The 24,357-nt window shown below is 42.0% G+C and carries 18 protein-coding genes; 10 read left to right on the top strand and 8 right to left on the bottom strand.

The features are described 5' to 3' along the window. Positions 1 to 250 precede the first annotated feature (250 nt). From Q0Y52_RS05450 to Q0Y52_RS05425, 6 genes are all read left to right on the top strand, one after another. Entirely contained in the window at positions 251 to 3,619 is a 3,369-nt protein-coding gene (locus Q0Y52_RS05450; RefSeq protein ID WP_297819004.1) for an ATP-binding protein, read from the top strand. Beyond that, positions 3,612 to 4,499: a response regulator transcription factor gene (locus Q0Y52_RS05445; RefSeq protein ID WP_297819001.1), complete on the top strand. Its 888-nt coding sequence runs from the start codon at positions 3,612 to 3,614 to the stop codon at positions 4,497 to 4,499. Before Q0Y52_RS05450 ends, Q0Y52_RS05445 begins: the two co-directional genes overlap by 8 nt. Before the next feature lie 70 nt (positions 4,500 to 4,569). Then, complete coding sequence (gene can / locus Q0Y52_RS05440) at positions 4,570 to 5,160, top strand: carbonate dehydratase (protein ID WP_297818998.1); 591 nt, start codon at positions 4,570 to 4,572, stop codon at positions 5,158 to 5,160. Between the two features lie 10 nt (positions 5,161 to 5,170). After that, entirely contained in the window at positions 5,171 to 5,647 is a 477-nt protein-coding gene (locus Q0Y52_RS05435; RefSeq protein WP_297818996.1) for a histidine phosphatase family protein, read from the top strand. Positions 5,648 to 5,681: 34 nt separating this feature from the next. Then, on the top strand, positions 5,682 to 5,831 hold the full coding sequence (locus Q0Y52_RS05430) for a hypothetical protein (RefSeq protein WP_297818993.1): 150 nt from the start codon (positions 5,682 to 5,684) through the stop codon (positions 5,829 to 5,831). A gap of 155 nt (positions 5,832 to 5,986) precedes the next feature. Beyond that, entirely contained in the window at positions 5,987 to 7,219 is a 1,233-nt protein-coding gene (locus Q0Y52_RS05425) for a multidrug effflux MFS transporter (RefSeq protein WP_297818990.1), read from the top strand. 455 nt (positions 7,220 to 7,674) lie between these two features. Here Q0Y52_RS05425 and ilvC read toward each other — a convergent pair whose 3' ends face one another. After that, positions 7,675 to 9,159 (bottom strand): ketol-acid reductoisomerase, encoded by a 1,485-nt coding sequence (ilvC, locus tag Q0Y52_RS05420; protein ID WP_297818987.1) that lies wholly within the window; start codon positions 9,157 to 9,159, stop codon positions 7,675 to 7,677. Positions 9,160 to 9,303: 144 nt separating this feature from the next. Between ilvC and ilvY the strand changes: the two genes are divergently transcribed. Continuing rightward, positions 9,304 to 10,158, top strand: coding sequence for an HTH-type transcriptional activator IlvY (gene ilvY, locus Q0Y52_RS05415; RefSeq protein ID WP_297818984.1), 855 nt, complete (start codon positions 9,304 to 9,306; stop codon positions 10,156 to 10,158). A 254-nt stretch (positions 10,159 to 10,412) separates the two neighbouring features. On the opposite strand, the gene Q0Y52_RS05410 is transcribed toward ilvY, so the two are convergent. Together Q0Y52_RS05410 and Q0Y52_RS05405 are read right to left on the bottom strand one after the other, a co-directional pair. Beyond that, on the bottom strand, positions 10,413 to 11,927 hold the full coding sequence (locus Q0Y52_RS05410; protein WP_297818982.1) for a YifB family Mg chelatase-like AAA ATPase: 1,515 nt from the start codon (positions 11,925 to 11,927) through the stop codon (positions 10,413 to 10,415). Positions 11,928 to 11,991: 64 nt separating this feature from the next. Next, positions 11,992 to 12,621, bottom strand: a complete 630-nt coding sequence (locus Q0Y52_RS05405) for a trimeric intracellular cation channel family protein (RefSeq protein ID WP_297818979.1) — start codon at positions 12,619 to 12,621, stop codon at positions 11,992 to 11,994. A gap of 295 nt (positions 12,622 to 12,916) precedes the next feature. Here Q0Y52_RS05405 and ilvA point away from each other — a divergent pair, with 295 nt between their 5' ends. Both ilvA and Q0Y52_RS05395 read left to right on the top strand, forming a co-directional pair. Next, positions 12,917 to 14,467: a threonine ammonia-lyase, biosynthetic gene (ilvA, locus tag Q0Y52_RS05400; RefSeq protein WP_297818976.1), complete on the top strand. Its 1,551-nt coding sequence runs from the start codon at positions 12,917 to 12,919 to the stop codon at positions 14,465 to 14,467. A gap of 59 nt (positions 14,468 to 14,526) precedes the next feature. Beyond that, positions 14,527 to 15,774 carry a leucine-rich repeat-containing protein kinase family protein gene (locus Q0Y52_RS05395; RefSeq protein ID WP_297818973.1) on the top strand — a complete coding sequence of 416 codons (1,248 nt, stop codon included), beginning with the start codon at positions 14,527 to 14,529 and terminating at the stop codon, positions 15,772 to 15,774. A 36-nt stretch (positions 15,775 to 15,810) separates the two neighbouring features. Here Q0Y52_RS05395 and Q0Y52_RS05390 read toward each other — a convergent pair whose 3' ends face one another. The 4 genes from Q0Y52_RS05390 to Q0Y52_RS05375 are packed head-to-tail and all read right to left on the bottom strand — an operon-like array spanning position 15,811 to position 20,739. Then, positions 15,811 to 16,755, bottom strand: coding sequence for a nucleoside hydrolase (locus tag Q0Y52_RS05390; protein ID WP_297818970.1), 945 nt, complete (start codon positions 16,753 to 16,755; stop codon positions 15,811 to 15,813). Next, a complete protein-coding gene (gene tsgA / locus Q0Y52_RS05385; RefSeq protein ID WP_297818967.1) occupies positions 16,752 to 17,963 on the bottom strand; it encodes an MFS transporter TsgA in 1,212 nt (403 codons plus the stop codon). The genes Q0Y52_RS05390 and tsgA overlap by 4 nt, the downstream gene beginning before the upstream one ends. Positions 17,964 to 17,991: 28 nt before the next feature. Continuing rightward, positions 17,992 to 19,365, bottom strand: coding sequence for an amidohydrolase (locus Q0Y52_RS05380; RefSeq protein ID WP_297818965.1), 1,374 nt, complete (start codon positions 19,363 to 19,365; stop codon positions 17,992 to 17,994). Positions 19,366 to 19,371: 6 nt separating this feature from the next. Continuing rightward, positions 19,372 to 20,739 (bottom strand): nucleobase:cation symporter-2 family protein, encoded by a 1,368-nt coding sequence (locus tag Q0Y52_RS05375; protein ID WP_297818962.1) that lies wholly within the window; start codon positions 20,737 to 20,739, stop codon positions 19,372 to 19,374. 101 nt (positions 20,740 to 20,840) lie between these two features. On the opposite strand from Q0Y52_RS05375, the gene Q0Y52_RS05370 reads away from it, so the two are divergent. Continuing rightward, positions 20,841 to 21,725: a LysR family transcriptional regulator gene (locus tag Q0Y52_RS05370; RefSeq protein WP_297818959.1), complete on the top strand. Its 885-nt coding sequence runs from the start codon at positions 20,841 to 20,843 to the stop codon at positions 21,723 to 21,725. A 91-nt stretch (positions 21,726 to 21,816) separates the two neighbouring features. On the opposite strand, the gene plsB is transcribed toward Q0Y52_RS05370, so the two are convergent. After that, entirely contained in the window at positions 21,817 to 24,252 is a 2,436-nt protein-coding gene (plsB, locus tag Q0Y52_RS05365) for a glycerol-3-phosphate 1-O-acyltransferase PlsB (protein WP_297819342.1), read from the bottom strand. Between the last annotated feature and the right edge of the window lie 105 nt (positions 24,253 to 24,357).

Genomic DNA, 24,357 nt, shown 5'->3' with positions numbered 1-24,357 from the left:
AAGTGTTCTAAAGTTTAAAATTGAGTTTGGGTTATCTTTTTTGAGTGATAACTCTACAACCGCTAGGCTTTTTTGTAGCGGGGTAGAGTATCTATGCTTTAGTCAATAACGAATATGGGCAGAAGTGCGCATTCGTCTACGTCGATCTACGCATATTCCTCGGCTTTGAAGTTGTGTAAACTAACGTAACCTGTTGCTGCAGATAAGCTTTGCTTATTTGAGTAATGTTTGAGATCAATAACTGTCGTACATGCAATCCAATAAAAAAATTCTGGCCACAAGAAGAACTTACAATAAACTCGTTGCAAACGAGATGATGGAGGACTTTGCCCTACGTTTTACTGCCAAAAGGGCACGTATTTGGTCTTATGGCCGCATTGCTAACACTGCTTTAGGTATAGTGTCCTTTCTGGTTTTAGAGGCGATTGGTGGCGCTATTACTCTAAATTTTGGTTTTGCGAATTCAGCCTGGGCGATTTTATCGGTTATTTTTGTCGTGTTTCTTACTGGATTGCCCATCAGCTATTACGCTGCAAAATATGGCGTTGATATTGATTTATTAAGCCGTGGAGCGGGCTTTGGCTATATTGGCTCCACGATCGCTTCACTTATCTACGCCTCCTTTACCTTTATATTTTTCGCACTTGAAGCAGCCATTATGTCTATGGCTCTGCAGATTGTGTTTGGTATGCCTTTATCCATAGCCTATGTGGTGAGTGCGCTGGTTGTTTTGCCATTGGTCAGCCATGGAATAGCTTATATCAGCCGTTTTCAGGTGTGGACGCAGCCTTTTTGGATTGTGTTACAGCTTGTTCCCCTATATTTTGTTTTTACCCACCCAGATAGTAATTTACAGCAGTGGTTAGGATTCACTGGTGCAGCAGGGGAACAAGGGCAAGGATTTAGTCTTCTATTATTTGGTGGGGCTTCGGCTGTAGTGCTGTCGTTAGTGGCACAAATCGGTGAGCAGGTAGACTTTTTACGTTTTCTGCCAGAAAAGCCCAAACAGGGTCAATGGCGATGGTGGACATCGCTTGTTCTGGCCGGTCCAGGTTGGATTATATTTGGTGCCTTAAAACTATTTTTAGGCTCGTTTTTAGCTTATTTCGCTTTAACGCAAGGCGTGTCGCTGGACTTAGCAGATGATCCCGCACACATGTATAACCTCGCCTTTAGCTTAGTATTCGACAATCCGACCTTAGCGGTAATTGTGGCCTGTAGTTTTGTGGTGATATCGCAACTAAAAATTAATGTGGCCAACGCTTACGCTGGCTCGTTAGCTTGGTCTAATTTTTTCTCTCGTGTTACTCGCAATCATCCCGGTCGTGTGGTGTGGATGGTATTTAATGTGGCTATTGCTTTGTTACTAATGGAGTTAGGCATTTACCAGACAATTGAGAGTATGTTGTCTGTGTATTCGGTTATTGTATTGGCGTGGTTAAGCTCAGTCACAGCCGATTTGTTAATTAACAAGCCTCTGGGCTTGAGTCCACCACACATTGAATTTAAACGTTCATGTTTATACGACATCAACCCCGTTGGTGTCGGTTCTATGTTGATAGCCACTTTTTTTGGATTTACGGCCCATTTTGGTTGGTATGGTGAAATTGCTAAAGCGTTAGGGTCGTTTATTGCTTGTGGATTGCCGTTTATCACTGTGCCCTTGATTGGCTACTTAACTAAAGGCCGCTATTATTTAGTTCAAAATCAACAGGCCCCAATCTCTAAAAGTACTCAGTGCCATATATGTGAGAACACCTTTGAGCATGAAGATATGTCGTACTGCCCAGCTTATCAAAAGCCAATATGCTCTTTATGTTGCACCCTCGATGTGCGCTGTGGTGACCAATGCCGGCCACAAGGTACCTTGTCTAATCAATCGCAGCATTTCTTTCAACGTTTTTTGACCACAGATTTGCTCAGAGTCATGACCACACCTATGGCCCAGTTTATAGGTTTGACGCTGAGTTTAAGTGTTTTAGGAGCGGGCATTTTATTTTTAATTTATCTGCAAGTACCGGTTGATGATGCTGCCGTCAAACAAGTATTTGCCATCACTTTGGTTAAGAGCTTTTTCTTATTGTTGATCATCATTGGTGTGGTTAGTTGGTTGTTTATTTTAGCGCGTATTGGCAATCGTTCAGCTCTTAAAGAGCTGCGTTCATTAGCTAACGCTTTGGTCAAAGAAAGTAGTGCCCATGAAAAAACGTCCATGGCTTTACAAGATGCAAAAGTCAAAGCAGAAACTGCAAATGAAGCTAAAAGTCGTTATTTAGCTGGGTTGAGTCATGAGTTGAGAACCCCACTGAATGTGATGTTGGGTTATGCTCAGTTACTCAGTCAAGATGAGTCCTTTCCTCGGGCGCATCGTGAAACCTTGGGTATTGTAAAACGTAATGGTGAACATCTTGCGGATCTGATAGAAGGTCTTTTGGAAATCTCAAAAATCGAAGCTGGCAGGCTGACCTTGCAGCGAGATGAGGTTAATTTAAAAGCAATTTTGCAGCAGTTGATTGACATGTTTCAAATGAAGGCAGCACAAAAAAATATCGAGTTTATTTATCAGCCATGTCCGAACCTTCCTGATTATGTGGCAACAGATAAACAACGTTTTAGGCAGATATTAATTAACTTGATTTCTAATGCCATCAAATACACAGAACGAGGCTCAGTGACATTAAAAATCAGTTATCGAAATCAGGTCGCTAACTTTAGTGTGATAGATACGGGTATTGGCATTTCTGAGCACAATCGCGAGTCCATATTTAAACCTTTTGAACAAGTCAGAAATGCCCATACTCAGGCCATTGGCGGCGCTGGGTTAGGATTGACTATCTCGCGCTCGTTAACTGAATTAATGGGTGGAGAAATCACCGTTAAAAGTATGCTCGGGCAAGGCTCTACCTTTAATTTTAGGTTAATGCTGGTGGAGTTAAATAAAAATGAAAATGCACCAGAATACACACAAGCTAGGGCCATTGGTTATAAAGAAGAATCGAAAACCGTGTTGGTTGTTGACGATGAACTTCACCAACGTAATTTGTTAGCTGACTTACTTAGACCTCTAGGATTTGAGGTGTTGTTAGCAGAGCATGCATCAAAAGGTTTGGAGTTGCTAACAGAGGCTCAAGTCTCACTGATTCTTATGGATGTAAGGATGCCAAATATGGATGGTTGGCAAATGGTTAAAGAAGTCCGCGATCGAGGTTATGCAATGCCCGTATTGATGGTCTCAGCTAACGCTCGTGATGTAGAGAGCCATCAAGCAGGTGAAAGTTTTCACAATGGATATATGGCTAAACCTGTTGACTTGACTGCTTTATTAGGAAAAATTGGAGAGCTGTTAAACATACAATGGCAATATGCACCGACTGAAGGTATGGAAAGTGTTCAGGCTGCACGAACTATTAACTCTAAAGATGTTGTTACTAATCATCAGTATAAAATACTTATTTCACTTGCAGAGATAGGTTATCTATCTGGTTTTAAAAATAAATTTGCCGAATTACATACGCAATATCAATTTCCTGTGGAAGTGACCTCGCAAATTAATGAATACGTTGCCCTGTGTAATTTTCCTAAAATTATCGTCTATCTAGAAGAATTGAGTGATGAATAATAAAATGGATAATGTGGTGCTGGTAGTAGACGATTCGCCGGAATCTTTGGGCATGTTAAATGTGGCATTAAATAGTCAAGGGTATACTGCACTTGTGGCTCTTAATGGCGCACAGGCTCTTTCTATTGCCGAAAAAATTGAACCTGACATAGTGTTGATGGATGCGGTTATGCCTGAGATGGATGGTTTTGAGACTTGCCGTAGATTAAAAATACAGCGCCCCAACACCCCTATCATATTTATGACAGGATTGACTGATGTAGAAGATGTAGTGAAAGGTTTCGAAGCTGGTGGAATTGATTATGTGACTAAACCGATATCACCTGATGAAGTTATTGCACGGATTAAAACCCATATACAAACGGCAAAGCTGGCGCTCAGCGCACAAGATGCTCTGGATCACCTAGGCAGCAATGTATTCTGCGTCAGCGATCATGGGCGATTATCTTGGGCGACACCCAAAGCGCACCAACTCATTGATGATTTTGCCGGCGATGATACGAGTCCATGGGCAACGTTGGCTGAATTACTAAAAGATTGGTTACTAAGCGGCGGCCAACAAAACTTAAAAGTGAATTGTTTTGTGACTTCTTTTGAGATCATGTATGAACGCCGGCAAGATGATAAACATATGCTTAAAGTGGTTGAGGCGAAAATCGAAAAAGCACCCTTTGATTTACAACAAAACTTACCTATCACCAAGCGCGAATCTGAAGTGTTATATTGGGTATCATATGGAAAGACTAATTGGGAAACTTCACAAATTTTATCTATGAGTCCTCGCACAGTAAATAAACATCTAGAACAAATATACAAGAAGTTAGGCGTGGATAATAGAACCTCTGCCGCTGCCATCTCTATACGTATATTAGAGTCCTAGAAGATACAGGTTGGACTTGTGGTGGGAGTTAGTTTCTTTATAATGCGCAACAAAAAAAATGGGACGGTTTATGAGCAATATTACACAACTTCTTGAAAACAATAGGCAGTGGTCTGAAGATCAAAAAAACGCTGACCCTGATTTTTTTAATAAACTATCTGAGCGGCAGAAACCCGAATATCTTTGGATAGGGTGTTCTGATAGTCGTGTACCGGCGAATCAAATTGTGGGTTTAATCCCCGGTGATATTTTTGTACATCGCAATGTGGCTAATTTGGTTGTACATACTGATTTTAACTGCTTGTCTGTACTGCAATATGCGGTTGATGTGCTCAAAGTAAAACATGTGATTATATGTGGGCATTATGGTTGTGGTGGAATAGAGGCTGCCTTGCAAGATAAACAGCTTGGTCTAATCGATAATTGGCTAGGGCATATTAAAGATATTGCTCACAAACACAGAGCCGAACTTTCGGGCCTCAACGAACATGATAGGTCCGCTCGGCTTTGTGAGCTTAATGTATCAGAACAGGCTGATAATGTTAAACGTAGCAGCATTGTAAAAGAGGCGCTAAAGCGTGGGCAGTCATTGCAAGTTCACAGCTGGATATATAGTTTGCGCAATGGCCGTTTGAAAGATTTGTCAAAGGTGACAGAGTAGGGTTTTGGTCATGACCAAATATTTATTAGGGATGTGTCTTTTAGCGTTATCTACTTTTGGCTTTGCTGAACAACACACATGGTATTTTGTGCGTCATTTTGAAAAACAGTTGGGTGATAATCCAAGCCTGACTGTAAAAGGCAAATCTAGAGCTGAAGCATTGGCTACATTTTTTTCTGATAAACACCTCAATCACGTTTATTCGACTGACTACAATCGGACTCGTGAGACAGCCGCTCCTGTTGCCGCGCTAAAAAGTGTAGATATACAGTTTTACGATCCCCATAGTTTAGTAAAATTTGCCATTAAACTGAAAACTCAGGTTCATGTTTTAGTCGTCGGGCACAGCAATACTACGCCTGAGTTGCTGGGTTTAATGGGTGTAGCGAATATCACTATTGAAGAGTCTGAGTATGGCGCCTTGTATATAGTGCAAAACGATGGTCTGGAACTCAGTTCTCGCAGTGTAGATATTCCCCCCAAATAGTCTTAACCTTTAAGCAGAGAACGTTAAGATCCCCATGTTGTTTTTGCACGGTGCAGATGACCGAGTGGAAGACGTGGAGCAAAGCCGGATGATGGTCGACGGATTACAAGGCTTAGATAAGCCCGTTGAATATGTTGAATTTGAAAACGGTGATCATTATTTATCTATCTATTCAAAGAAATAGGCATGCTGCTTTTAAAGCAATGGAAACGTTCTTAAAAACATACTTAGAAGAGTAGTTGTTTTTATAAGTAGCAACTTAAAGAATAAGCTAAAAATTCTAAGCGTTATCTATCGGTGGTGCTAGACTCCCCAGCCTTAAAATTCACTGGTCTTAGCATGTCATCCAATCACAATTCACTTTCTAGCAACACAAGTAGCATAACAAAGGTCGATATTGGCTTAGTTGAGTTTGTGACGCTAATGGCATTGATGACGTCTTTGGTCGCTTTGAGTATAGATGCTGTGTTGCCTGCACTGTCTCAAATTGGTGCTGACTTAAATATTACTGAAGCTAGGCAAACCCATTTAATTGTGTCGCTATTCTTTATCGGTATGGCTTGTGGACAGCTTTATTACGGGCCTTTGTCTGATAGTAAGGGCAGACGTTATGCCATTATTTCTGGTCTGATTGTTTTTGCTGTTGGGTCATTAGTGTGTATGTATGCAGAGTCGTTAGAGGTAATGTTAGTTGGCCGTATTATTCAAGCCTTTGGTGTCTCAGGGCCAAGGATTGCCACTTTAGCGGTGATTCGAGATAAATATGAAGGTGAAGCCATGGCCAGAGTCATGTCTTTTATTATGATGGTGTTTATCTTGGTGCCTATGCTGGCACCTATTTTTGGGCAAACCATCTTGTTTTGGTTTTCATGGCAGCATATTTTTTCATCATTTTTGATTTATGGATCATTGATTGGTTTATGGTTTTTTATTCGCCAGCCAGAAACCTTGCCTAGGGAAAAGCGTTTGCCTTTCAGTTGGTCGCAATTATGGATTTCAAGTAAGTTTATCCTGACACATAAGTTAGTCATGTTCTATACACTATCGTCTGGCACAATATTTGGTGCATTTTTAGCCTATATCAGCTCTTCTCAAACCCTGTTTCAACATATTTATGACACGGGTGAGTTGTTTCCTATGTATTTTGCTATGTTGGCATTTTCCATAGGGCTGGCGTCTTTTATTAATGGCACGTTAGTGATGCGTTTGGGTATGCGAAAGTTATGTACGTGGGCGATGTTTGGGTGGTTACTATTCTCTGCAGTGTTAACGGCTTCATGCTTGGTTTCTGGTGGGGTTCCACCTATGTGGCAATTTGTTTCTTTGCTGTTTTGTGCATTTTTTTGCATTGGCATTTTGTTTGGCAACATTAACGCTATGGCTATGCAACCTTTGGGTGCGATGGCAGGTTTAGGTGCCGCTATTATTGGCTCTATAAGCAGTATAACTTCTGTACTTACTGCTGTATTTGTAGGCAGTTTTATCAACTCTTCCATTACGCCAGTAGCAGTCGGTTTTTTAGGTTTTGGTTGTGTGTCGTTTGTATTATATTGGAAAGCAGATAAGCCTTAGTCTTGCTTATCTGCTTTTATATCCAGAAGTTTTTTATCTTTTATTCAGTGAAATGTGGTTATCTTTAAGTTGAGTCTATAGTTTGATTCTTATTCAACCTTTCCCTTTTCAACTTTCGGCGCTGTGTGTATGTTGAACCAATTCTTAGTGTCTATATATGGTTTTACATCCTGCGGCTCCCCAATTATTTTACTAAGCGTATATTTGGCTGGTGATTTTCCGAAATATCGACTTGTTTTGATGTTCTGAAGCCGTTTTAATTCTGTCATAACCAATGCCTTTTTCCCGCCTTTGATGTCCAGTGAATAGATGCTAATGATTTGACTTCCATCACATACACTTAAAAAAACCTTAGATTAAATACAAAAAAGCCCAGCCAAATTGGCTGGGCAAGGGGGCTTTTATCAAGCACCTTACGACAGAAATTGTTTCAAAAATTTGTCTTTAAAAATAATCTAAGCGGTTTCGACTATGGCTTTCATATCTGTCATGTAACCCCGTAGCTTAGCTCCTATGGTTTCAACCCCATGTTCTCTTATGGTTTTATTGATATCTACCAGTTTCTTGTTATCAACACTGTTAGAGGTGGTTGTATACGCTTTACCGATAAGGTCAGTGCCAATGCTAGGCATCAGTTTCTCTGCCAATAAAGGGATCGCCGCGTTAGCAAATAAGTAGTTACCGTATTCAGCGGTATCAGAAATAACAACGTTCATCTCATACAAACGCTTTCGAGCTATAGTGTTCGAAATAAGCGGCGTTTCATGCAAAGACTCGTAGTAGGCTGATTCGGGTAAAATACCTGCTTCAACCATCACATCAAAGGCTAATTCAACGCCTGATTTTATCATCGCCACTAAAAACACACCGTGGTCAAAATATTCCTGCTCGTCAATCACACCTTCAAATACTGGTGCATTTTCAAAACCACTTTCGCCAGTCTCTTCGCGCCATTTAAACAAGTTAGCATCGCCATTTGCCCAGTCTTCCATCATAGTGCGAGAAAATTCACCACTGATGATATCGTCTTGATGCTTGCCAAAAAGAGGCCTCAATAATTCAGTTAATTGCTCAGATAATTCAAAGGCCTTCACTTTTGCTGGGTTAGACAGCCTGTCCATCATATTGGTGACGCCACCAATTTTTAATGCTTCGGTGATCGTTTCTAAACCGTCTTGGATTAATTTACCTGCATAGCCTGCATCGATGCCATCGGCAATCATTTTTTCGTAGCCTAATACTGCCGCTACTTGTTGCATGCCACATAAAATGGTCTGTTCACCCATTAGGTCAGACTTTACTTCAGCAACAAAAGAAGACTCGAGTACACCGGCGCGGTCGCCGCCTGTAGCCGACGCTAATGCTTTAGCGATATCCCAGCCTTTACCTTGTGGGTCGTTTTCAGGATGCACTGCGATAAGAGTGGGCACACCAAATCCACGTTTGTATTCTTCACGTACTTCCGTACCTGGACATTTAGGTGCACACATGACAACCGTAATATCAGAACGAATTTGCTGACCTTCTTCAACAATGTTGAAGCCGTGTGAATAGCCAAGGGTAGCGCCTTGTTGCATAAGAGGCATAACCGCCTCTACTACACTTGAATGTTGCTTGTCGGGCGTTAGGTTATAAACCAAATCTGCAGTGGGGATAAGTTCTTGGTAAGTTCCCACAGTAAAACCGTTACCATCTGCACGTTGAAAAGAATCACGCTTTTCGTCAATAGCAGCTTGGCGCAACGCATAGGATATGTTCAAGCCTGAGTCACGCATGTTCAAACCTTGGTTTAAACCTTGTGCACCACAGCCGACGATGACAATTTTTTTGCCTTTAAGAAAATCACAACCAGTAGAAAACTCTGCACGTTGCATAAAACGACAACGACCAATTTGGTCCAGTTGCTGACGTAAAGATAATGTATTGAAATAATTTGCCATGTTTAAGACCCTATTTTTATTGAATGCAAGTTATCGCTGAACTTGCTGTAAATGGATAATAGGGGTAAACCCATGTTGTTTAAAATGATATATTTGCAATATAGTATTGTAAAATACGCAATATGGTTGAGGTTAGGGCATTTTATGGATATTCGAAGCTTAGAATTGTTTCAACATTTAGCCAGCAGTTTACATTTTGCTAAAACTGCAGAGTCGATGTTTGTGAGTCCTTCCACTTTAAGCCGTTGTATTCAAAGGCTTGAAGAGGAATGCGGTAGCACTTTGTTTGTTCGGGATAATCGTAAGGTCAAACTGACTGCTGCGGGCTCGAAACTTTTGGGGTTTTCGCAGCAAATTTTGACTGAATGGAAAAAAGTAAAGTGGGAGCTGCAACAAGAGCATCAGCAGTTGCAAGGTGAACTCAGTTTATTTTGTTCAGTCACGGCCAGTCAAAGTCATTTGCCTAGACTATTAGATAATTTTAGGCACAAATATCCCCAAGTGGAAATCAAATTGAGTACTGGCGATCCCGCTTTGTCGGTCAGTAAAGTCATGCAACAAGAGGTCGATGCTGCTATTGCTATTCATACGCCCGACTTTCCTGCCGAACTCGCATTCTTATCACTAGGTAAAATACCTTTACTGCTCATTGCTCCTAAAGACACTATGTTAAATCGCTTGGAGCAAGTTGACTGGCGGCGACACTCTTTTATTTTACCCGAGTCGGGTCCTTCTAAGCGCATTGTGCACCATTGGTTTGCTGAACAAGGCATGAGACCGCGTATCTATGCAACAGTGGCTGGAAACGAGGCGATAGTGAGCATGGTGGCGTTGGGGTGCGGTTTGGGCATAGTGCCCGAGGTGGTGCTTGATCACTCCACCATAGGTCAAAAGGTGAATCGTATTAGCTTAGATGATATTGAGCCCTATCAACTGGGTTTATGTTGTTTACGAAAAAGGGCGGATGAACCGGCGATCCAAGCATTGTTTAATTGTTAACTGCTGAGACGGTTCGAATTGTTTAATAAAGTGATGAAAGCAATGGGGTCGTAGTCAGTTTAAACCTTAAAACGGAAATATTAGTCGGCATTGCCGATGCTTTTTATCTTGCTCAATCCCTGGACTGAATGCTCGCGTCTTATTTTTGCTATTAAGAAGAGTCACTGGCTCGCTGGAGCGAAAGTTAAAAACGTATTACGGACACTGTGTGGGATAACAGTAAGCAAAGCACATGATTTTTTCTTATAAAGACATTAAACATTCGATAACTGCGCCAACATCCGATCAAACGCCCGATAGTTAAGTGCCTCTGCTAAGTGTTTACGGCTTATAGTCGCTTCCTGATCCAAGTCGGCTATAGTGCGCGATACCTTTAAGACTCTATGATAAGTTCGCAGTGACAACCCTAGCTTTTCCACTGCTTGTTGCAAGAATAATTGATCTCTTTTGATTAAGGCGCATTGCGACTCAACCTCTTTACTGCCGAGTTGGGCATTGGTTTTACCGCAGCGATTTAGCTGTAATTGGTAGGCTTGAATGACTCTTGTACGAACCACTTGGCTGCTTTCTCCACGATTTTTCACCTGCTCAGAAAAGTCATTGTTGGGTAGTTTGGGTACATCGACTTGTAAATCAATACGGTCTAAAAATGGGCCTGAAATTCGATTAAGGTAACGCAATATTTGTTCGCAGCTGCTACGTCCATCGTTTAGGCTGCCGGTGGGGCTGGGGTTCATAGCCGCTACTAATTGAAATCTAGCGGGAAATTGAGCCTGCCGTGCGGCTCTGGAAATACTCACTGTTCCTGATTCTAAAGGTTCTCGCAATACGTCCAATACCTTGCGGTCAAACTCCGGTAATTCGTCTAGAAAAAGCACGCCATTGTGTGCCAAAGAAATTTCACCAGGCCTGGGTATACTGCCTCCACCTACTAAAGCTACCGCAGAACTGGTGTGGTGAGGGTGGCGAAACGCCCGTTGTTTCCAAGTAGCAGGATCAACGGGTTTACCCACAATCGAATGAATCGCCGCTGATGCTAAGGCTTCTGCATCTGTCATGGGTGGGAGAATAGTGATGAGTCGGCTTGCTAACATGGTTTTACCTGTGCCGGGAGGTCCGGTAAATAGTAGGTTGTGACCTCCTGCCGCGGCTATCTCTAGTGCACGTTTTCCAGACGCCTGACCGACAACATCTTGTAAATCATTTTCATAGGTCACTTGTTCGGCCGTGGACTGTACTTGGTGTAAATCAAGTGTGCGTTGCCCTACAATATGGTGAAACACATCTAGTAGTTGATTGGCCGGTATAATGTTGGCGTCTTTAATCAACGATGCTTCGGGCGCATTTTCGATGGGTAAAATTGCTACTCGTTTGGCTTGTTTACAAGCATAGGTAAAAGGTAACGCACCCGTTACTGAGCGTATCTCCCCAGATAAAGCCAATTCCCCCACTAGTTCAATATTCTCTAGTTGCTTAGCGGTTAGTTGGTTACTTGCTGCGATAATGCCGATGGCAATGGCTAGATCAAAACGCCCACCTTCTTTGGGTAAGTCTGCAGGCGCTAAATTAACTGTGATTCGCTTTGCTGGAAATTCAAAGCCAGAATTAATTAATGCACTGCGCACCCTGTCTTTTGCCTCTCTCACTGATGCTTCTGGTAATCCCACTAAGTTAAAACAGGGTAGACCGTTGGATAAGTGCACTTCAACAGTAATAAGAGGGGCGTCAATGCCTACGCTGGCTCTTGAATAAACAACGGCTAATGACATCAAGCAACTCCATTTGCTAATAGGGTGAGTCTTAAGGCTAGCTAATCATCATAAAAATCGCGAGTTATTCATCCTTCACTGGATCGTGAGGATTAAAAACAGGAAGATGCCAGTGCCACTTCATCGCGCATAGACGACAGGCCAAGGTGATACAGAAGCCTATTATCATGCAACTGACGGTACTCAAACCTAATTGAAAACCTAAAATGTAACTCGCGCCACCTAAAATACAAGCGGTAGCATATAGTTCACTTTTTAAAACCATGGGAATTTCTCGGCAAATCACGTCGCGGATTAATCCCCCAAATACACCTGTCATAGTGCCCAATGCAATGGCTATAAGAGGAGATGCGCCATAAGTCATTGCTTTTTGTAAGCCCATCACATTAAAAAACGCTAAACCAATAGCATCGGCAAAAAACAGATAACGCAGTGGGAACGTGTCCTTGCTACGTAACCATATGATGGTGGAAAAGGCTGCGAGGATAATCACATAGAAAAAACTTGGGTCTTGTACCCAAAACACAGGTAAGTCTAAAATCATATCCCGCAGTGTGCCACCACCAATGCCTGTCACTGAAGCGAGTACAACCACACCAAAACCATCCATGTGCTTTTTATAAGCCATCAATGTACCAGCGATAGCAAATACAGCCACCCCCGCTAAATCTACCCAATGTAACCAAGTTTCCATATTCTGCCTAAAGTGCAAGTTCGCTTATTAAAGAACTACAATGTTAATCTTTATTAAGTATATCACTCTCTAAAAAGGCATATAGCAATGCTTGAACAAAATGTCAGCTTCATGCTATTTCAGTATAGAATAATGATAAACAAGCAATGAGAGTTACCATGCGAATGATAAACCATGAAAACGAGAATTGCGTGTGCGTATAGTTTCACTTGCCCTTGCCCACAAAGCTTATGCCCTGTTAATTACCTGTGCTGATAAAAGTGCGGTGCGTGATGCATCAAAATTGGAAGATTAAATGACTCGTTCAGCAAATGATTATCTAAAAAAAATACTGATATCGCCCGTTTATGACGTGGCGGTGAATTCTGATTTACAGAAACTAGATAAGCTTTCAGCTTCTTTAGATAACGAAATTTGGTTAAAGCGAGAAGATCAACAGCCCGTTAAGTCCTTTAAATTACGAGGGGCCTATAACAAAATATGCCAACTTTCTGATGAGCAATTGGCAAAAGGTTTAGTGGCTTCCTCTGCAGGTAATCACGCTCAAGGCGTGGCTTATTCGGCAAAAAAGAAAGGGGTCAAGGCGACTATTGTTATGCCCGCTACAGCACCAGATATTAAGGTCGAAGCGGTGCGTAATTTTGGTGGGGATTTCGTGGATGTGGTTCTGCATGGCACCAACTTTGAACAGGCAAAGGAAGAAGCATTACGCCTGTCTAAAAACTATGGTTACACTATGGTGGCGCCTTTTGATGATGAAGACGTTATCGTTGGCCAAGGCACTATAGCCCGTGAATTACTTGAACAAAATCCGGATTTAGATACATTATTTATCGCCGTTGGCGGCGGAGGTTTGATAGCTGGCATTTCGGTATTTCTCAAACAGCTTAAGCCTGAGTTGAAGATTATCGCTGTGGAGTCTGATGAGTCAGCGTGTTTACAAGCCGCTATGCAGGCAGGGAAACCTGTGCCCCTTGAGCATGTGGGCATTTTCGCTGACGGTGTCGCGGTAAAAATTATTGGTGAGGAACCTTTTCGCTTATGCCAAAAATATGTAGATGAAGTGATGACGGTCAATACAGATGAAATCTGTGCGGCGATAAAGGACATATTTGATGATACTCGCGTGATTGCCGAACCGGCAGGTGCCTTGTCTATCGCGGGTATTCGCAAGTATCTCAGAACTAATCCGATGCAAGGCAAAAAGTTCGGTGGCATTCTATGCGGTGCTAATATCAACTTTCATACATTGCGATATGTTTCTGAACGTTGTGAATTAGGTGAACAAAAAGAAGCCGTTATAGCCGTTAAAATTCCTGAGCATAAAGGCGCATTTAGAGCGTTTTGTGCCCTTTTGGGTGGACGCGCTATTACTGAATTTAATTACCGTTATTCCACAGACCGTGAAGCCCATATTTTTGTTGGGCTCAAGTTACGAGAAGGTCGTCAAGAGTTGGCAAAATTGACGGATTCACTGGGTAGCAATGGCTATAGTAGTTTTGATTTATCCGAAAACGAAATGGCCAAGTTGCATGTGCGTTATATGGTGGGTGGCAGACCCCCTAGTTTGCTCAACGAAAAGTTATTTTCCTTTGAATTTCCAGAGCATCCCGGCGCGTTAATGAAATTTTTGGATACCTTGGGAGAAAGTTGGAACATTACATTGTTCCATTATCGTAATCATGGCGCGGCTGAAGGTTTAGTATTGGCTGGCTTTGATATAATAGATACTGATCGTGGCGAGTTTGATAAACACTTAGCTAAATTAGGATATTTATACCAAGAACAAACAGACAACCCTGCATACAAGTTTTTCTTGTCTGACCTAAACGGTGTCTTTGAGTAATAGGCGATTTTTAAGTAGGCTTACCCTGTTTGTTTTAAACTCATCGTGGACTCTTCATATTGCATACACTTGCACAGCTAAAGTCTGGCCAATTGGCTGGTATTTCTCGATTAACGTTATCAGAAAACCTCACCGTATTTCCAACTGAAATATTATTTTTAGCTGATTCCTTGGAAATTCTTGATTTATCCAATAATCAACTAAAAACATTACCCGATGAGATAAAGCTGCTTAGAAAGCTTAAGATAATTTTTGCATCAAATAATGATTTTGAAACTTTACCTGAGGGTCTTGGTCAGTGTGAAAGTCTAGAAATGGTGGGTTTTAAAGCCAATAAAATCAAATATGTTCCACCCGAGTCATTACCTAAAAAATTGCGCTGGTTAATATTAACTGACAACCAGTTAACAATGTTGCCAGATATTTTAGGTGAACGTCCAAGATTGCAAAAATTACTGTTGGCAGGTAACCAAATTTCGCATCTACCACAAGACCTAGCGCAATTGACTAACCTTGAATTAGTGCGTATTTCGGCGAATCAATTAACCGAGTGTCCCGATCAATTGTTGGCTTTACCCAAGCTCGCTTGGTTGGCATTTTCAGGAAACCCCTTTACTTGTAACGAAATTGAATTTCAATCAGTACCTGTATTGCCTTATTCAAGCTTTACCTTGCAAAACGTATTGGGGCAAGGTGCGTCTGGCGTTATTTCGAAAGCCGTATGGAATACACCAACGAATGATTTTCCAGATGAAATTGCGATTAAAGTGTTTAAAGGGGAATTAACCAGCGATGGATATCCAGAAGATGAATTGCAAGCGTGCTTGAAGATCGGAGGCCATGCAAATCTAGTTAAATCTTTAGCTCAGGTAAATGAACCTGGCTGTTTAGCTTTAGTGATGCAACTGATCCCTGAACACTATCATAATCTTGGTTTGCCACCGGATTTTGATACGTGTACCCGTGATACGTTTGAGGTGGGTTTTACACTGTCCATTGAGCAAATAATTAAGATAGTGAAACAAATGCAGTCATTGTTTGCCCACCTACATGATAATCAGGTATGCCATGGCGACTTGTATGCCCACAACACCTTGTTTGATCAAAACGCCAACATCATTTTTGGCGATTTTGGTGCGGCAACTATGTATCACATGTTGAACAAAAAACAGCAGACACAAATTCAGAAAATTGAGCTTCGAGCACTGAATTACTTTATAGAAGACTTATTGAGTGTGTGTGCTGAAGAAGACAAAAATGGCAGTGAATATACACTTTTATCTGAGAGCATTGCTGAACTAGTCTGAGTTTAATTTGTTGTCTAACTGACTTCACTGAGACCTTTATTTAAAATAAAGGTCTAGCAGTCCTTGGCTATCAATATCGGTACATACTTGTTGTCTGGGGTTATCTTGCCAACCGTCTACCGGAAAAGCTTTTTCTAATGTTTTGCATAAAGTCATGCCCATTGCTGGCCCTTCACATACCACCCGTATCGGACCTTGCTGAACTTTGAATAATTCGGGAGCTAATACGTAAGCCACTGCCGAAGAATCATGCACATAAAACCCATCCAAGCCGAGACTTTGTTGATGAAAATCACTATAAAAACGACTGATTTGATAAATGAAATCTCCGTAAATCTCTGACTTGTCTTTTAATATTTGCACATAGGCATTCGACATAATACTTTGTTGCGTCACATCTAAACCCACTACTGTGACTGGCCAATTTTGTGTGAAAACTAAATCTGCTGCATGAGGGTCGCCAATGATATTGGCTTCTGCATAGGGGCTAACATTACCTGTGTGACCGTTATGTCCAAAGGCGCCACCCATCACGACTACTGCTTTCACTAAGTCTGCTATGTCGGGCGCTTTTTGTATGGCTAAGGCTAGATTAGCTAAGCGCCCTACTGCCAAAAGTGTGACTTCGTTTGGGTTGTTACGCACCGTTTCGATTATAAAATCGCAGGCTGAGCGGGGGTCGGCTTTTAAAGGTAGTGTATCGGGTAAGTCGATATCCCCTAGACCGTTCTGGCCATGTACAAAAGTGGTTGGTTCACCAGCAGGAACCACTAATGGGGTGTCAGCTCCTACACAAACCGTTGTGGCAATTGCAAAGCGCTGTTTTAGATACAGGGCTTTTCGGGTGGCGTTTTCAATGCTGGCGTTGCCAAACACTGTGGTGATCCCTAATAGGTCTATTTTACCACTGGCGTGGGCAAATAGTATGGCCATGGCGTCGTCGATACCCGGATCAGTATCAAAAATGACTTTGTTTTTCATAAAGCTTGTCTCTGTACTTCTATAGTTGAACGGGCTTTTTGTTCTAGCAGTAAACATGTGGATATTAAGATTGCCACTAGTACAAACCCAATCACTGTCATCAACATGGCACTACTCACACCAAAGTTTGCTACCACTAAGGCTGAGAGTGCTGGTGCCACTGTGCTACCCACAGTAGCTGAACACAGTAAAAAAGTGACTAATATGGGTGGGGCGTTTTTTATTTGCTGAGAGCCTACGGATATACCTAGTTTAAAGATACAGGAGGTCATAAACCCTAAGCCTAAGGTAATAGTTAAAAACCAATCTGGATCTTCAGTGGCATACAACAAGCTAGCTAATATAATTGCGACGGCTATTACAGTAAGCAATAAAGGTCGAGTTGGCACTTTTATGACCAATAGGGTAACAATCAGCAAGCCAAATATAGATGGACCCCAGTAGTTACCAACGGCGCCAGCGGCCTGGTTGGCATCTAGGCCGAGTGCTTGCTGCAAATAACTTGGTGCCCAGATTAAAAATGTGGTTTGTGTGGTTAAGTAGCAACATAAGGCCAAGGCAACAATAAAGACTCTTGGGATCCATATGTTGGCTTTAGGTGGCGATCCGTTTGACTGAGATTCTTGTTTGTCGGCTGTGCTTTGATCTGGAAATTTTAAGGTGAAGCAAGCTAATAATATGAGTATTGCCAGTACCCCAACTGCTGCGTAGCTCACTGTCCACAGTTGGTTTGCTGACAGCAGCACAACCGCTAAAGATGGAAACACAAAACCCGCTAAACTGAAGGAGCAATCTGTAGCTAAGAATGCAGAAGCTCTTTTTTGTTCGTTGTATAAATTAGCAATTAATACCGCACCGCCGGCTAAGCCTACACCGCAACATATGCCTAGTGTAAATAAGTAAAATGACACCACCCATTGTAAGCGACTATTTATTGTCACCATTAATATGAGTAATCCAATAAAAGCGAGATAATTTACCTGAAAAATCCGCTTTATAGGAAAACGTCCATACACCAACATGGCTATAAAGGTCCCGGCAAAGGTACCGCCTGTTAGCAATGAAAACATTGAGGCTGCATGGGTAATGCTGACTTCAAGGTAACCAGCTAGAGGAGAAATTAATACGCCTATTTGCGTTAAAAGGCCAGACATTACCATATAGGTCATAAAAGCCACTATAGTTAATAACGCTTTGTTCATCCCCATTTTGTTTCCTACTATTTTTGTTGTTTTGTTATGGTTGATAGAGTGCGTTTTTACCACCACCAGTGCTGTCTAACCAAGCTTGGCGACGGGCAAATAAGGCTGGTGCGGCTTGATTAACCTGTTCGATAAGGTGCTGTATATCATGTTCTAGTAATCGGCCGTTATCTACCAATACTTTTCCTGCGACCATAGTCATATCTACATCTTGTCCCTGTACCGCATGTACCAAGTTGTAATGAATATTCATCAATGGGCCTGAATCGATAAGTGGAGTCATGCGAGGGGTGTCACACCTGACGGCAATCATGTCTGCGGATTTCCCCACTTCAAGTGAGCCTGTTACATGGTCTAGCCCTAGCGCCTTTGCACCACCAATTGTCGCCATACGGCATATATCCCAAGCATCAAGGGCGGCAGCATCTAAACTAGAAAATTTGGCGAGTAATGACGATACTTTCATTTCTTCAAACATGTCTAGGTTGTTGTTTTCTTTTTCGCCGTCTGTCCCTAGCCCCAAGTTTACCCCTGCCTTCAACATGGCAACCACAGGTGCAGCACCCGAGGCAAGTTTCATATTACTGATAGGGTTATGGGCAACGCCAATATTGCCCTGTGCCATAAGAGCTATTTCATTGTCATCGGCCCAAACACAATGAGCTAAGAGTGTTTTAGGGGCTTTGAGTAAGCCAAATTTTTCGAGGGCTTGAATAGGTCTGATTTTGTAGCGTTCAAGGGTTTGTTCTACATCAAATTGACTTTCGTTGCTATGGGTGTGAAAGCCAACTTGGTAGTCTTGGCATAGGTCAGCTATACGTTTCAATGCTGGTGGTACGGCATAAAACAAATGCTCAAGGCCCACCCATACTTGTATCCGCCCATCCGCTTCTTGATGCCATTGATTGATCAAAGCTTCGTTACTGTCTAAGGTTTCAAAGTAGTCATGCTCGGGATGTTCGGCTACATAGGGTACTAAGCATGCTCTGATACCAAGCTGTTTGGCCGCCTCGGCACTGCCTTCCATATAACGCCACATATCCACTATACAAGTGGTGCCTGACAGCAGAGCTTCGGCATAACATAACCATGACGATAAACTGGCATCTTTGGGGGTTAACACCCTATGCATGGGATCAATATATTGTTGCAACCAATCCCATACGGGCAAGTCTTCGGCCGTGCCACGCAACATGCCCGAGTGGCAATGTGTATTGATTAACCCCGGCATTAATATGCGATTAGTATAGGTCTTAACGGTGACATTGGGATGTTGGGAGAGTAGCTCACTCGCTTTACCTAGTTGTTTGATTTTACTTTGCTCTACCAGTACCGCACCTTGTTTGATTATGGTGTTGTTACTGTCCATGGTGGCTAGGTAGTCTGCTTGGTAAAGTGTTGTTGTCATGGTGGATTAACCTTTGTTCGTTTGTTCAGGGGAGGGGCTAAAAATGGCATTAAGCAGAATAGCGGTACATACGCTTAAGATGATGCCACTGTCGGTAAAGATGTGGCTCCATTGAGGTAAATATTGAAAATAGGCGGGGGCCACCATAGGGATCAAGCCAATACCAAGGCTGGCAGAGACGACCAACAAATTTGAGCGTGAGTCAGTAAAGTCTACCAGACTCAAAATGCGCACACCCATTAAAGCCACGGTACCAAACATCACCATGGCTGCAGCGCCTAAAGCGTATTGAGGTATCGAGGCAACAATAAAAGCTATTTTGGGAAGGCAACCTAAGGCAATTAAAATAAAGGCTCCGGCGGCAGCTACGTAGCGGCTTTTGACTCCACTTATGGTGACTAAACCTATGTTCTGTGAAAAAGATGTGTAAGGAAAAGCGTTAAATAAACCGCCTAATAAGGTCCCTAGTCCGTCGGAGCGTAAGCCTCTTACTAGTTGTTTTTGGTCTACTTCTTTATCTACTAATTTACCTAAAGCTAAAAACATCCCTGTGGATTCAACCATAGTTACCAACATCACTAGGGACATGGAGCAAATGGCTAAAAAATCGAAGGTGGGCATTCCTAAACTTAAGGGTTTGATGAGGGCAACCCAAGGTTCGTCATTTAAGCCTTTAAGTGAAATATCCCCCAGTAACCAAGCAGCCATAAACCCAGCGAGCATGGCTATCAGCACTGATACATTACTCAAAAAGCCTTTAGCAAAACGGTTGATAAGTAGGATTATGCTAAGTTGGAGTAAGCTAACCAGTAAATAAATAGGTTTACCAAAATCAGGGTTAGTTGAACCATCGGCAAGAGTAGGGCTAACACCTGCAGACCATTCAATGCCCACTTTCATTAAACTAATGCCAATAACCAGCAATACCGAACCTGTTACCACAGGTGGGAAAAACCGCATTAAACGGCCCATTATTGGCGCAAAGAGTATGCCGAATATGCCTGAAACAATAATCGCCCCGTAAATCCCCGGTAAGCCTAGTTCCGGGTTAACACCAATGGCAATCATAGGGGCGATTGAGGTGAAGGTTACGCCCATCATAATGGGTAGCTTAATGCCAAAATAACGGTTGCCAAAACACTGTACTAAGGTAGCTAATCCCGCTGCAAATAAATCGGCATTGATGATTAAAGACAAGGTTTCTTTAGGCAGTTGCAGAGCCGCGCCTAAGATTAATGGCACTATTATACAGGCCGAGTACATCACGAGTACATGTTGTAAACCAAGCAACACAGTAGGTGCAAGTGGTAAACGTTGATCTACAGGGTGAATGCCGCTGCTTTTTGTCTCTGAAGGTGTATCAATAGGAGGCATAACTTTTCACTCAACAAGCAAAGTAATAAGACTAATTTACTCTGCTGGCTTTAGTGTGCAAAATGGGAACTATTAAAATTTTTAATAGAACTTAGCTATTCATGCGTTTATCCCTAGAACAATTAACCGCTTTTTGCGCGGTGGCGAGTGAGAAGTCATTTTCAGCTGCGGCCCGTAAGTTGGGTAAGTCTCAATCTGCACTGAGTATAGCTGTGGCAAATTTGGAGATTGATTTTGGGGTAAGCTTGTTTGATCGTAGCGGGCGCTATCCCATTTTAACCGGGCATGGGCAGTCTTTACTTAGGGATGCAGAAGCCATATTACACCAGTGTTCGTCGATGGAGAATCGTGCCAACAGTTTGGCTGCAGAACTGGAAAGCCAAGTTACTATAGCCATAGATGAAACTATTCCTTTTCAAATATTGAACCATAACCTTGCCGGCTTCGCAGATTATTTTCCACCTGTGGATTTAAATATACTGCACCCGTCTTCTCAGTATATTCAGCAGTTGATCGAACAAGGCGAGGCCTCATTAGGAATAATGTGTGCAGGTGCTCACTATCCCAAAAATATCCATTTTAAAAGACTTGGTAATATAGCTTTCGCAAATGTAGTACACCGAGACCATCCTTTAGCCAATTTGCCTCAAGTTAACTTCGAACAGTTAAATCAACATAGACAGCTAGTTTATTTGCCCTTACTAGATAAATTGCCTACTAGTGAATACCTAAGCGCCACCAACCAATGGCGAATGGCCAGTTATCTGACATTGATGAACACTCTGTGTGCAGGCATGGGATGGACTACTGTGCCGAAACAATTGGTTTTGGACTTGCAGTTGCAAGATCAGTTATGCGAATTGCAGTTAACGTCATATCCTCATACTGAATGGGAGGTGGGTGTAGATCTAATTTGGTCGTCCAGCGAACGATTGGGTAAGGCGGGGAGCTGGCTAAGAGATGCATTCGGTTTGACACCGATTTGAAGGTATTTTGAGAAATGTCGATTGCTTAGTCAATATTACCGTGTTAACTAACTGATCTTCATGTATGTCTAACATTTTATAACACGAAGATTTATATCTGTTGCAAACGTTGCGCTATCTCAGGTGCAATAAGGTTAATCACATCGACTTTTAAAGCTTCGCTGTGGGCTGAATGTCGTAACTGGCCATCATCATCTGCTTCAATCAACGCATTTTCTTTTAGTGCTTGAATAAATGTAGCCAGTACTTTTTTATCAAAAAATTCTGGCGAGTTGATACCATGCAGTGCGGCTAATCTCTCGGCAAATTGAGCGCTTTTCTTTTCGAGTACAGAGCGGCTTACTTTTTCTTGCTGCGACAATAACGTTAACACTACCGCATAGCGATGTAAGGTTTCTTGAATGCTACGGTTAAGCAACCATGCTGAATAGAACTCTTCACTATCTGCAGCTGGTGTTTGAATTTCAGTTTCATGAATCTCGAGCAAACCCATTCCTAACATTTTGGTTAGCAGTGATTCAGTATAAGATGCCGCTTGTTCTATGCTCATATATATAAATAATTCGCGCTTGAGTAAGGGGTAAAGCTTCGCTACCAATAGTAATATTTGTTGCTTCGATAAACTTTTGTTGGCAAACACCATGGCGGCAATCAGGCCTGGTAGCGCGAATAAGTGCAGGATATTGTTACGGTAATAGGTTAGAGCGACAGCATTTTGGCTTTTTAGTGATATTATTTTGCCAAAACTATCTTCAGATACGTTAAATTTATTCAGTTTCAGAGTGTTTTCTAACAACTTTTTGCCGGATATCTTTGGTAGAGTGGCAAGATCGCTATAGGGTGCATCAGTCAACAGTTCTAAAAAATGATCAATGGCTTGTTCTAATTCAGACTGAGCCATAGCGTGCTTTTTCGCCGACAACAAACAGATTGCGCAAATTGACATACCGCTAACTGCAGCCGTTTGGTTTATTCTGCCCATCACATCTGTAGCAAGTTCGTTGACAACTGGTGTCAACCATTTAGGCTTCTTATCGACATTATTTTCTTGCTCATCTCGCCAATTAGGCACTTGCTGGTCAAGGTAATTAGTCAGATTGATTGGCTCGCCAAAATTCAGAAAACCGTAACCGTAATTTTTGAGTTTTTTAATGGCTGAAAATATTTGTAAAAAAGATTCTTTTTTCTTACCTGTGCCGTTCAGTTCTTTAAGGTAACTGGACACTTCCATCACATGTTCGTAACCAATATAAACCGGTACGATACTGACGGGGCGGTTAATGCCTTTGATTAACGCCTGTAATGTCATCGCTAACATGCCAGTTTTAGGGGGTAATAAACGCCCCGTTCTGCTGCGGCCACCTTCAGGAAAATATTTCACCGAATAACCTTTGTTAAATAGCAGTTCTAAATATTCGCGAAACACAGCTGAGTAGAGTTTGTTGCCTGCAAAGCTGCGACGAAGATAAAACGCGCCAGCTTTTCTTAATATTCCGCCAATAGGGCGAAAATTTAAGTTTATTCCAGCAGCTATGTGGGGTGTGACTAACCCTTGATGATAAATAACATAGGTGAGTAATAAGTAGTCCATATGACTTCGATGACAAGGTACATAGATAATCTCGTGGCCATTTTGCGCCAAGGCTCTGACTTTATCCGCATGCCTGACTTCGATACCGTTATAAATTTTATTCCAAATTTTGGTTAAAATTTTCTCAGCTAACCTAATTAGACCAGGACGGTAATCAGCTGCAATTTCAGCTACATATTTTTTTGCTTGTTGTTTTGCTTGTTGATGACTTAATTGTTTGCTGCGAGCTTCTCCAACAATGGCCCTACGCACTGATTTTGCGCCCAGAACACTATTATACAATTGGTGACGTTCAAGAATGTTGGGGCCTGTTAATGTTTGATGACGGCGATAAAAATGTGTGCCGGCAACGCGGATAAGTTTATGGGCGATGTCTTCATCGCTACCCTTTAACTCCAGCATTTTCCTCGAAGATACGGCTTTGCTATAACAGACGAAATTATCTCTGCCTAAAAGCAACACAATAAAAAATTTACGAAGCCAGCTAGGTGAAACTTGGTTGGCGATGATATCTGACCAACCTGAGGTGTCTTTACCTGGTGCTCTACCCCAAAGTATAGACACAGGGACTATCTGAATATCCAGGTCTGAATTTTCTCTGTGCAGTCTAAATAGTTTAGCCGCATCTTCTTGAATTGAAGTACCTTTTGTTTTGCGGTTTAGTACTGATTTGGGTTTCTGTAGGAACAAACACGAAGAGTGCCGTTGATCGTCGATAGTCAAATTGAGTGTGGGTTTGGGTAAACCTAATGCCATTGCAGACATTTTGAGTGCTAACTGATCAGTGACAGAACGGGTTCGCAATAAATAAACAATGGGACGGGTTTTATCTATGCCCAGTTCAACTTCAAGATCACTTGGAGTACTGTTTACTTTTACTAGCCATTTGACCGGTACGGTTACTATTGCTAACAGCAATCTATGCAGCCACAACATACTCTTTACTCGCAGATTTAAAACTCGCAAGGATACCACAGACATTCCTAGCAGTTTAATAATTGATAATGGGTGCTTCAGTTTGATCTGATTTTATTAAACCAT

The organism is uncultured Paraglaciecola sp. (assembly GCF_943787955.1).
Lineage (GTDB): Bacteria > Pseudomonadota > Gammaproteobacteria > Enterobacterales > Alteromonadaceae > Paraglaciecola.
This window is presented reverse-complemented; position numbering and strand designations above follow the sequence as displayed.

What these genes read in the sequence shown, in the direction of transcription:
- Q0Y52_RS05370 (WP_297818959.1), top strand. Translation starts at nt 20,841, where the DNA reads ATGCGTTTATCCCTAGAACAATTAACCGCTTTTTGCGCGGTGGCGAGT.
- Q0Y52_RS05430 (WP_297818993.1), top strand. Translation starts at nt 5,682, where the DNA reads ATGTTGTTTTTGCACGGTGCAGATGACCGAGTGGAAGACGTGGAGCAA.
- ilvY (WP_297818984.1), top strand. Translation starts at nt 9,304, where the DNA reads ATGGATATTCGAAGCTTAGAATTGTTTCAACATTTAGCCAGCAGTTTA.
- can (WP_297818998.1), top strand. Translation starts at nt 4,570, where the DNA reads ATGAGCAATATTACACAACTTCTTGAAAACAATAGGCAGTGGTCTGAA.
- ilvC (WP_297818987.1), bottom strand. Translation starts at nt 9,159, where the DNA reads ATGGCAAATTATTTCAATACATTATCTTTACGTCAGCAACTGGACCAA.
- Q0Y52_RS05425 (WP_297818990.1), top strand. Translation starts at nt 5,987, where the DNA reads ATGTCATCCAATCACAATTCACTTTCTAGCAACACAAGTAGCATAACA.
- plsB (WP_297819342.1), bottom strand. Translation starts at nt 24,252, where the DNA reads ATGTTGTGGCTGCATAGATTGCTGTTAGCAATAGTAACCGTACCGGTC.
- Q0Y52_RS05380 (WP_297818965.1), bottom strand. Translation starts at nt 19,365, where the DNA reads ATGACAACAACACTTTACCAAGCAGACTACCTAGCCACCATGGACAGT.
- ilvA (WP_297818976.1), top strand. Translation starts at nt 12,917, where the DNA reads ATGACTCGTTCAGCAAATGATTATCTAAAAAAAATACTGATATCGCCC.
- Q0Y52_RS05375 (WP_297818962.1), bottom strand. Translation starts at nt 20,739, where the DNA reads ATGCCTCCTATTGATACACCTTCAGAGACAAAAAGCAGCGGCATTCAC.
- Q0Y52_RS05450 (WP_297819004.1), top strand. Translation starts at nt 251, where the DNA reads ATGCAATCCAATAAAAAAATTCTGGCCACAAGAAGAACTTACAATAAA.
- Q0Y52_RS05435 (WP_297818996.1), top strand. Translation starts at nt 5,171, where the DNA reads ATGACCAAATATTTATTAGGGATGTGTCTTTTAGCGTTATCTACTTTT.
- Q0Y52_RS05390 (WP_297818970.1), bottom strand. Translation starts at nt 16,755, where the DNA reads ATGAAAAACAAAGTCATTTTTGATACTGATCCGGGTATCGACGACGCC.
- Q0Y52_RS05445 (WP_297819001.1), top strand. Translation starts at nt 3,612, where the DNA reads ATGAATAATAAAATGGATAATGTGGTGCTGGTAGTAGACGATTCGCCG.
- Q0Y52_RS05405 (WP_297818979.1), bottom strand. Translation starts at nt 12,621, where the DNA reads ATGGAAACTTGGTTACATTGGGTAGATTTAGCGGGGGTGGCTGTATTT.
- Q0Y52_RS05410 (WP_297818982.1), bottom strand. Translation starts at nt 11,927, where the DNA reads ATGTCATTAGCCGTTGTTTATTCAAGAGCCAGCGTAGGCATTGACGCC.
- tsgA (WP_297818967.1), bottom strand. Translation starts at nt 17,963, where the DNA reads ATGGGGATGAACAAAGCGTTATTAACTATAGTGGCTTTTATGACCTAT.